The sequence below is a fragment of the Streptomyces longispororuber genome (assembly GCF_024448165.1).
GTDB lineage: Bacteria > Actinomycetota > Actinomycetes > Streptomycetales > Streptomycetaceae > Streptomyces > Streptomyces longispororuber_A.
Window position 1 is genome coordinate 22,630 of the sequence record NZ_JAMOLN010000120.1, and the last position, 9,677, is coordinate 32,306.

The 9,677-nt window shown below is 72.8% G+C and carries 6 protein-coding genes; 4 read left to right on the forward strand and 2 right to left on the reverse strand.

Features of this window, described 5'->3' with window-relative positions:
• Positions 1-85: 85 nt before the first annotated feature.
• Together M4J07_RS29160 and yicI are read left to right on the forward strand one after the other, a co-directional pair.
• The gene (locus M4J07_RS29160) at positions 86-2,944 is read left to right on the forward strand and encodes a glycoside hydrolase family 3 C-terminal domain-containing protein (protein WP_374215100.1); all 2,859 of its coding nucleotides are present in this window, start codon (positions 86-88) and stop codon (positions 2,942-2,944) included.
• Entirely contained in the window at positions 2,941-5,166 is a 2,226-nt protein-coding gene (yicI, locus tag M4J07_RS29165) for an alpha-xylosidase (protein WP_255976443.1), read from the forward strand. Before M4J07_RS29160 ends, yicI begins: the two co-directional genes overlap by 4 nt.
• Here the strand turns inward: yicI and M4J07_RS29170 are convergent.
• Positions 5,145-6,650, reverse strand: a complete 1,506-nt coding sequence (locus M4J07_RS29170) for a glycoside hydrolase family 43 protein (RefSeq protein ID WP_255976444.1) — start codon at positions 6,648-6,650, stop codon at positions 5,145-5,147. The genes yicI and M4J07_RS29170 overlap by 22 nt on opposite strands.
• A gap of 246 nt (positions 6,651-6,896) precedes the next feature.
• Between M4J07_RS29170 and M4J07_RS29175 the strand changes: the two genes are divergently transcribed.
• Positions 6,897-7,589 carry a DUF2470 domain-containing protein gene (locus M4J07_RS29175; RefSeq protein WP_255976445.1) on the forward strand — a complete coding sequence of 231 codons (693 nt, stop codon included), beginning with the start codon at positions 6,897-6,899 and terminating at the stop codon, positions 7,587-7,589.
• A 9-nt stretch (positions 7,590-7,598) separates the two neighbouring features.
• Positions 7,599-8,444, forward strand: a complete 846-nt coding sequence (locus tag M4J07_RS29180) for a siderophore-interacting protein (protein WP_255976446.1) — start codon at positions 7,599-7,601, stop codon at positions 8,442-8,444.
• Between the two features lie 13 nt (positions 8,445-8,457).
• Here the strand turns inward: M4J07_RS29180 and M4J07_RS29185 are convergent.
• Positions 8,458-9,677 (reverse strand): MFS transporter (locus tag M4J07_RS29185; RefSeq protein ID WP_255976447.1); only part of this gene is annotated, 1,220 nt, incomplete at its 5' end.

Genomic DNA, 9,677 nt, shown 5'->3' on the forward strand with positions numbered 1-9,677 from the left:
GGTGCACAGAATTCCTGAACGCACATTCCCTGCCGCCCACTTGACACCTGCCAACCGGACTACGGAGCATCGAAGCGCTTCGAAGATTCTCCGAACCTCTCCGCCAAGGGACCCGCACGTGACCGAAAGACTCCCGTTCATCCCCGGTGTCGCAGCGGCCGACGACAAGCGCGTCGACGACCTCCTGGCCCGGCTCACCCTCGACGAGCGCATCGCCCTGCTGCACCAGTTCACGCCCGGCGTCGAGCGGCTCGGCCTCGCCGCGTTCCGCACCGGGCAGGAGGCGCTGCACGGCGTCGCCTGGATGGGCCCGGCCACCGTCTTCCCGCAGGCGGTCGGCCTCGGCGCCACCTGGAACGAGGACCTGGTCCGCCGCGTCGCCGACGCCGTCTCCGCCGAGGTCCGCGCCATGCGCGCCCGCGACGACCGCGTCGGCCTCAACGTCTGGGCACCCACGGTCAATCTGCTGCGCCACCCGCTGTGGGGCCGAAATGAGGAGGGCTACTCCGAGGACCCGTGCCTCACCGCCGCCATCGCCACCGCGTACACCCGCGGCCTGCGCGGCGACCACCCCACGTACTGGCGCACCGCCCCCGTCCTCAAGCACTGGCTCGCCCACAACAACGAGACGGACCGGGACACGACGTCCTCGTCCGTGCGCCCCCGCGTCCTGCACGAGTACGACCTCAAGGCGTTCCGCCGCCCCGTCGAGGCCGGCGCCGTCGCCGGGGTGATGCCCGCCTACAACCTGGTCAACGGCCGGCCCAACCACGTATCGCCGTACCTGCGCGAGCAGTTGAGGACCTGGACCGAGCAGGAGCTGCTGGTCTGCTCCGACGCGGGCGCACCCAGCAACCTCGTCGACTCCGAGCACTACTTCGCCACCCACGAGGAGGCCACCGCCGCCGCGCTCGTCGCGGGCGTCGACAGCTTCACCGACCACGGCACCGAGTCGTCGACGATCACCGGACGCGTCCGGCGCGCCCTCGACCAGGGGCTGCTCTCCGAGACCGACATCGACACCGCGGTCCGCCGTCAGCTCGACGTCCGGGCCCGGCTCGGCGAGTTCGCGGAGACCGACCCCTTCGACGACGTACGCGACTTCGACACCGAGGCCCACCGCGACCTCGCCGCCGAAGCCGCCGAGCAGGCGGTCGTGCTGCTCAAGAACGACGGCCTGCTGCCGCTCGCCGACGACACCCGCATCGCCCTGGTCGGCCTGCTCGCCGACGCGTGCAAGACCGACTGGTACAGCGGCACCCTCCTGCACCGCTCCACCCCGCTCGACGGGCTCCGCGAGCGGTTCGGCACGGACCGCGTCAGCTACGCCGAAGGCGTGGACCGGATCCGGCTGCGCTGCGCCGCCGGCCTGCTGCGCGTCCCCGACGCCCCGGCCGCCGACGACGCGGCACGCGGCGCCGAGGGCGCCCTCGACCCGGCGCTCCTCGCGGGCCGCACCGACCTGCCGCCGCTCACCACCGATCCCGGCCACGGCACCGAACTCGCCCTGGTCGACTGGGGGAACGGCGTGCTCACCCTGCGCGCGCCCGACGGCCGCTACCTGTCGGTCGCCGACGACGGGTACGTACGGGCGTCGGCCGACGAGCCGGGCGGCTGGGTCGTCCAGGAGACGTTCACGCTCGAACCGCACCAGGACGGGCACCTCCTCAAGCACACGGGTAGGGGCGGATACGTCTCTGTCGCCGCCGACGGCGTGAAGGTTGCCGCCCCCGACGAGAACGGCACGGTCTTCGACGTCGAGTTCGTGGAGCGCGGCGAGGACGCCGTGGCCCGCGCCGCCGCCGACGCGGACGTGGTGATCGTCGTCGCGGGCAACGACCCGCACATCAACGGCCGGGAGACCGAGGACCGCACGACCCTCGACCTGCCCCCGCACCAGGACCGCCTGTGGCGCGCGGCCAGGGCCGCCAACCCGAACACGGCCCTCGCCCTGGTCTCCGCCTATCCGTACGCCGTCCCCGACGCCCACGCCGAACTGCCCGCCCTGCTGTGGACCGCCCACGGCGGCCAGGCCGCGGGCCGCGCGCTGGCCCGGGTCCTCGCGGGCGACGTCAGCCCCGCCGGACGCCTCCCGCAGACCTGGTACGCGGCCGACGCCGACCTGCCGGACCTGCTCGACTACGACGTCGTCGGCTCCCGGCAGACGTACCTCTACTTCGAGGGCACGCCCCTGTACCCGTTCGGGCACGGCCTGTCCTACGCCTCGTTCGGCTACGCCGACCCGTCCGTGCGGCAGGGCGCCGACACGCTGGAGCTGAGCGTCACCGTCACCAACACCGGGGACCGCACGGCCGACGAGGTCCCGCAGCTGTACGTCCGGCCCGTGGGTATGCCGGTGCCGCGCCCGCGCCGCCAGCTCCTCGCGCACCGCAGGATCACCCTCGCGGCCGGCGCGTCCGAACGCGTCACGTTCACCGTGCCCGTCGCGGACCTCGGCCACTGGGACGTCGCGCGCGGCCGGTGGAGCGTCACCACGGGCACCTACGAACTCCTCGTCGGCGCCTCCTGCGAGGACATCAGGCTCACCACCACCCTGACCGTCGAGGGCGACGCACCGGCCGCCCGGCCGGTCCTGGCCGACGGGCTCGACGCGGCCGCGTACGACGAGCAGTCCGGCACCGAGATCGTCGACCGGACGAGGACCCACGGCGACGCCGTCACCGGCACCGGCGAACTCCTCTACCGGGCCTGCGACTTCGGGGCCTACGGCGTGACCGGGGTGCGCGTCGAGGCCGCGGGCGAGGGCACCGTCGAACTGGCCGACGGCTGCCGCATCGAGGTCCCCGCAACCGGTGGCCCGTACGACTACGTCACGGTGGACGCCGGTTTCACCGCCACCGGGGTGCGCGACCTGCGCGTCCGGCTCGGCGGCGACGTCCGCATCGCCCGGCTCACCTTCGTCCCGCGGGGGGTTGACGCATGAAGTTCACCGACGGTTTCTGGCTGATGCGCGAAGGGGTCGACGCGACCTACGCCACCGAGGTCCGGGAGGTCAGGGCCGACCAGGAGCGCTTCACCGCGTACGCCGCGGTCCGGCCCGTCCGCGACCGTGGCGACACCCTCAACTCGCCCCTGATCACAGTCGACTGCTTCTCGCCCGCCGAGGGCGTCATCGGCATCCGCTTCACCCACCACGCGGGCAGGCGCCGCCGCGGCCCCGACTTCGAGCTGCTGCCCACGGAAGGCGGCAGCGGCGCCCGCGTCACCCGCGACGGCACCGTCACCGAACTGACCACCGGACCGCTCACCCTGCGCCTGGACACGGCGGGGGAGTGGGGCCTGGAGATCCTCGACGCGTCGACGGGCCGACGACTGACCGCGGTCGAACGCAAGGGCACCGCCTTCGCCACCACCCCCGACGGCGCCCACCACATGGTCGCCCAGCTCGCCCTCGCCGTCGGCGAGCACATCTACGGCCTCGGCGAACGCTTCACCCCGTTCGTCAAGAACGGCCAGACCGTCGACATCTGGCAGGCCGACGGCGGCACCAGCAGCGAACTCGCCTACAAGAACGTCCCGTTCCACCTCTCCTCGCGCGGCTACGGCGTCCTCGTCAACCATCCGGGCAAGGTCAGCTACGAGATCGGCTCGGAGTCCGTCGGCCAGCTCCAGTTCAGCGTCGAGGACCAGTCGATCGAGTTCCACATCGTGGCCGGGCCCACCCCGAAGGACGTGCTGCGCCGCTACACCGCGCTCACCGGCCGTCCCGCCCTGCCGCCCGCCTGGTCGTTCGGCCTGTGGCTCACGACGTCCTTCTGCACGGAGTACGACGAGGAGACCGTCACCTCGTTCGTCGACGGCATGGCCGAACGCGCCATCCCGCTCAGCGTCTTCCACTTCGACTGCTTCTGGATGCGCGAGTACCAGTGGTCCGACTTCACCTGGGACCCGGACGTCTTCCCGGACCCGGTGGGCATGCTCACCCGCCTCAAGGCCCGCGGACTGCGGATCAGCATGTGGATCAACCCGTACATCGCCCAGAAGTCCGCCCTCTTCGACGAGGCCGCCGACCAGGGCTTCCTGGTGCGGCGGCCGAACGGCGACATCTGGCAGTGGGACCTGTGGCAGCCCGGCATGGCCCTGGTGGACTTCACCGACCCGGCCGCCCGCGACTGGTACGCGGGCAAGCTGCGCGGACTGCTCGACCAGGGCGTCGACAGCTTCAAGACCGACTTCGGCGAGCGCGTGCCCACCGACGTGGTCTGGCACGACGGCTCCGACCCGGAGCGCATGCACAACTACTACACGCACCTCTACAACCGCACCGTCTTCGAACTCCTGGAGAAGGAGCGCGGCAGCGGCGAGGCTCTCGTCTTCGCCCGCTCGGCGACCGCCGGCGGGCAGCAGTTCCCGGTGCACTGGGGCGGCGACTGCTTCGCCTCGTTCACGGCGATGGCCGAGTCGCTGCGCGGCGGCCTGTCCCTCTCGCTGTCCGGGTTCGGCTTCTGGTCGCACGACATCGGCGGCTTCGAGGGCACCCCCGACCCGGCGGTCTTCAAACGCTGGCTCGCCTTCGGTCTGCTCTCCTCGCACAGCCGGCTGCACGGCAACGTCTCCTACCGCGTCCCGTGGGAGTTCGGCGAGGAAGCGGTCGACGTGGCACGGCAGTTCACGCTCCTCAAGCACCGTCTCATGCCGTACCTGTACGGTGCCGCGGTCGAGGCGCACCGCACCGGCGTCCCGGTGATGCGGCCGATGCTGCTCGACTTCCCCGACGACCCGACGTGCCGCACCCTCGACCGCCAGTACCTGCTCGGCCCCGACCTGCTCGTGGCCCCGGTCTTCACGGAGGACGGCGACGTCGAGTTCTACCTCCCCGAGGGGACGTGGACGCAGCTGCTCACCGGGGAGCGGGTGCAGGGCCCCTGCTGGCGCCGCGAGACGCACGGCTTCGACAGCCTGCCGCTGTACGTGCGGCCGGGCGCGGTGCTGCCGCTGGGCGCGGACGACCGGCGCCCTGACGGCGATTGGCCGGACGGGCTCACCCTCCTGGTCACGCCGGACGCGGCCGATGTGACGGTGACGGTGCCGGACCACGACGGCACCCCCGGCGCCACGTACCGGGTGCGCCGGGACGGGGCGGACGGGGGGCTGTCGGTCGAGGTGGCGGGGACGGAACTCCTTTACGAGGTGAGGGAGTTGTAGCGGTCGGGTACGGGCGTGCAGTCGTACCGGTCGAAGTGGACCGTGCCGGACGCGGCATACATGCCGATGACGCGTCCGGTGAACCCGCCGGCCACCTCGGTCGACAGATAGCGGCCGTCGAGGGTGCCGAGCGCGGTGAAGGCGCCGTCCGGCTCCTCGACCCCGAACGTGAGGGTGTCCGGGCCGGTGCGGGCGTCCCGCGGCTCCTCGGTCGCGGTGATGTCGACGCCGAGGGTCAGCGGCCCCGCGCCCGGCCGGGGCAGCGAGGCCAGCACGGTGCGCAGCGGGCCGATCCGGGCGAGCACCCGCACCTCCCCGGCGTCCGCCTCGATCTCGTAGTGGTGGGACTCGTCGAGCCGCACGGCGAGTCCGCCGCGCCCTCGCGCCGGGTCGACACCGACCCGCACCCGGCACGACAGGTCCTGCTGGCGCCGGCCGACGAACACGACGTCGGGGGCGTCGAGCGACTCCCCGGCGGCGCGCAGCGTCAGCCACCCCGGACGCTCCTTCGTGGTGCAGTGCTCGGGGGAGCGGTGGCGCGGCGAGATCCAGCAGTGGCCGAGGACGGAGTCCTCGAAGTCGTCGGAGAACGGCGCGGCGGGCGTCCGCTCGCCACTGGTCAGCGGGCCGACGACCGGCCAGTCGTCCTCCCACGTCACCGGAGCGAGGAACGTCTCCCGGCCGAGCACGTGCCACCCCGGGGTGCCGCCGCCCGGCCGGACGCCGAGCAGCACCAGCCACCAGGAGCCGTCGGGTGCTTGCACCAGATCGGCGTGGCCGGTGTTCTGGACGGGGTCGTCCGTGGAGCGGTGGCTCAGCACCGGGTTGGCCGGGCACGGCTCGAAGGGGCCTTCGGGCGTGCGGGCGCGGGCGACCGAGACGCCGTGCCCGCGCTCGGTGCCGCCCTCCGCGATGAGCAGGTACCAGTAGGCGCCGATCCGGTACAGGTGCGGTGCCTCCGGGGCCTTGGCGCCGGGCGTGCCCGACCAGAGGCGGCGGGGCGGGCCGGACGTCTCGCCGGTGGCCGGGTCGATGCGCACCTGCGACACCCCGGCGACCGTGCACCAGCAGGTGCCGTCCTCGTCCCAGGCGAGGTCCGGGTCGATGCCCGGGACGCCGGGCAGGGGGACCGGGTCCGACCAGGGGCCCGCCGGGTCGGTGGCGGTGACGATCAGGTTCCCGCCACCGCCCACGACGGTGACGATCAGCCAGAACCGGCCGTCGTGGTGGCGCAGCGTCGGGGCGTAGACCCCGGCCGACGAGGGCGAGTCCACGGGCAGCCGCAACTGGCCCGGCCGGTCGAGGACGTTGCCGATCTGCGTCCAGTGGACGAGGTCGCGACTGTGGAAGAGCGGCACCCCCGGCACGTACTCGAAGCTGGAGCACGCGAGGTAGTAGTCGTCGCCCACCCGGCAGACGCTCGGGTCGGGATGGAAGCCGGGGATCACCGGGGTGACGGGAGTGACAGGGAGTCCGCCTGACATGCAGGTACCTCTCCGTGGAGTCGTGGTTTCGAAGTGGTTTCGAAGCGCTTCGATCATGGAGAGGCTAGTCAGCGCCGCGAGGTCACGACAAGGCTTGAGCGGCAGGCCAGTTGAACCATTTCCGCCCCGCTTCGATCAATCGATGCGCTTCGAATGCGACCTGGCCCGCACCCCGGGTGTTCCTCCACTCCAGGATTAAGTAAGGTGAGCCTTACCTAATCTTGCAGTGGAGGAGTTGGAGTGAGCATGGCCGCCGCCCCAGACACACACCCGGAGCCCACCGACGCCGAGCGCGCGCGGACGGTCCTCGCCGCCGCTGATTCCCTGTCGCTCACCACGACCGTCGGCGACCACCGGATCGACTGCGTCGCCCTGCACGCCGTCGACGCCGCGTCCCGGCTCGTGCTGCTCGACCCCGCGGACCCGCACCTCACCGAACAGCTCGCCGGCGCCCCCGGCTCCGGGCTCGCCGCCTACGCGGAGTTCACCGACGTGGCCCCCGTCGCCGTGCGCGACCGGGTCAGGGCCCGCCTCACCCTCAGCGGCCGCCTCACCACCGCGGGGCCCGGCACCCTCGTCTTCCGGCCCGCGCGCGCCGCGTTCTCCGACGACGACACGGTGCGCTCCCTCGACGCGGCCGCCCTCGCCGCCGCGGCCCCCGACCCGCTGACCGCCCGCGAACCGGAACTCCTCGGCCACCTCGACACCGGCCACGCCGACGTCCTCGTCCAGCTCGCCGACCTCTACGGCCCCGACGGCCTCACCGGCGTCGAACGGGTCCGCCCCGTACGGATCGACCGCAAGGGCCTCGTGCTGCGGCTGGAGCGCGCGGCAGGTCACGACGACGTACGCGTCCCGTTCTTCACCGAGGCGCGGGGCCCGCACGACGTGGGTCACCGCATCCAGGAACTCCTCGACCCCGCCCACATCCACCACTGAGGAGTCGTCATGTCGCGCGGAAACCTCACCCCCACCCGGGTCAAGCCCGAGACGACGGCGCCCCTGCGGCTGCACGTCCTGCGGCGCACCCGCCTCTCGCCGCACTTCGTGCGGGTCACCCTCGGCGGCGGCGACCTCGACCGCTTCCGGCCGATGGGCCACGACCAGTGGTTCCGGCTGTTCCTGCCCGCGCCGGGGGGCAGCGCCGACTCCCTCGACCGGGTCCCCGACCGCCTGACGACCCTCAGCTACCTGAAACTCCTCACCGCCCCCAAGGGCGACCGGCCCGTCCTGCGCAACTACACCGTGCGCGCCCACCGCCCCGACGGACCCGAAGGCCCGGAGCTGGACGTCGACTTCGTGCTGCACGACCACGCCGAAGCGGCCGCGCCGGGCCCCGCCGCGTCCTGGGCGCAGGGCTGCGCGCCCGGTGACGCCGTCGTCCTCGTCGACGAGGGCATCGGCTTCAACCCACCCGACGGCGTCCGCCGCGTCGCTCTCGCCGCCGACGAGTCCGGCCTCCCCGCCCTCGCCGGCGTGCTCGCCTCACTGCCCGACGACACCACCGGCACCGCCGTCGCCGAGGTCCCCACGCCCGAGGACCGCCAGGACCTCACGGCGCCGCCCGGCGTCGAGATCGTCTGGGTCGAGCGCGGCGCCACGGGCCCCGCCGTCCCCGGCGCGGCCGCCCTGGAGCGGGCCCGCCGACTGCCGCTGCCCGACGGGCCGTTCTACGGCTGGGTGGTCGGCGAATCGGGCCTCGCCACCGGACTGCGCCGCCACTGGGTGGAACAGGGCGTGCCCAAGGACCACATCACGTTCTGCGGCTACTGGAAGGCGGGCCCCGCCCGCTAGGACCAGGAAGGGCTCACCGCTCCAGCTCCCGGTGGGCGCTCTCCGGGAGCCGCAGGTACACGGCCGACGACACGAGGCAGAGCGCGGCGACGTACCAGGGGAACAGTCCGCTGTGCCCGATCTCCTTGAAGAGGGTCCCCATGTACGGGGCCGTGCCGCCGAACAGCGCCACCGTCAGCGAGTACGGGAACCCGATCCCGGCCGCCCGCACCCGCGCCGGGAACACCTCGGCGTTGACCGCGGCGGAGATCGACGTGAAGCCCGTCAGCAGCACCATGCCGCCGCACTGCACGAGCAGCAGCGAGAGGACCGAGCCGGACAGCGAGTGCAGCAACGGCACGCTCAGCAGGGCGAACCCGAGCCCGAAGAAGAGCAGCAGCGGCTTGCGTCCGAACCGGTCGGAGAGCAGTCCGCCGACCGGCTGGAGCAGCGCGAAGAAGCCGAGCGAGACGGTGCCGACGAGCAGTGCGTCGGACTTGTCGATGCCGGTGTTCAGCTCCGCGTACGTCGGCAGGTAGGACGTCCACGTGTAGTAGGCGAGCGTGCCGCCCGCCGTGATGCCGCCGATGAGGAGCGACTGCCGGGGGTACTGGCGCAGCGCGTCGAAGAGGCCGGGCCGGTGGTGGTCCGCGGACCGCGTCTCCTGCGCGCCCTGCCGGATCCAGAACCCGACCAGGCTCAGCAGCGCACCGGCGAGGAACGGTATGCGCCATCCCCACCCGTCCATCTGTCCGTCGCTGAGCATGCTCACCAGGAGCGCGGACACGCCCGAGGCGATCAGCTGGCCGATGGACGTCGACACGTACTGGAAGGACGAGAACAGACCGCGCCGGCCCGGGCCCGCCGACTCCACGAGGAACGTCGTCGACGCCGCGAACTCGCCGCCCACGGACAGTCCTTGGAGCAGCCGGGCCAGCACCAGGACCACCGGCGCGAGCACGCCCACGGCGGCGTACGTCGGGGTGAGCCCGACCAGCAGGCTGCTGCCGCCCATCAGCAGGATGGTCACCGTCAGCGCGGCACGCCTGCCGTGCCGGTCGGCGACCGCCCCCATCAGCAGCCCGCCCACCGGCCGCATGAAGAAGCCGACCGCGAAGACGGCGAAGGTGGACAGCAGCGGGACGAGCGAGTTGTCGGCGCTCTGCGGGAAGACCTCGCCCGCGATGTACGTGGCGAGGAAGGTGTAGGCGTACCAGTCGTACCACTCCACGGCGTTGCCGACGGACGCGGCGA